Origin of the sequence: Bacillus sp. HY001, assembly GCF_007558965.1 — a bacterium.
Classification (GTDB): Bacteria; Bacillota; Bacilli; order Bacillales; family Bacillaceae_G; genus Bacillus_A; species Bacillus_A mobilis.
The window spans coordinates 1-284 of the sequence record NZ_VLTE01000037.1 but is presented as its reverse complement, the minus strand read 5'-3'; the positions used below and the strand labels follow the sequence as shown (position 1 = coordinate 284).

General features: G+C 37.3%; 1 pseudogene. It reads right to left on the bottom strand.

What is annotated here, in order from left to right:
* Positions 1-284, bottom strand: a pseudogene (locus FOT98_RS18985) (RNA-guided endonuclease InsQ/TnpB family protein); the annotation flags it as partial.

Genomic DNA, 284 nt, shown 5'->3' with positions numbered 1-284 from the left:
ACACCAATCGACTCATTGGTTAGTTCTTGGGATGCAAAGTCTTCTTGGAACCCTACACTAATCCACCAGTGACGACCGTCAAATGTAACTCTTGGATTGGATGGCTTTTTGTTTCTTGGTAGTTGCTGGCTTGTTTTCACTTCTCCAATAGACTGAATATGAACTACTTTCTTTCCTATAATCAGCCTTTCATAATTGGCATAAAATCCTTGGATTACATCTTTTTTGGATTTATAAGAAGTGTGAGAACCATTTTTGTACTTTTCGAAAGAATTTTTCCTCGC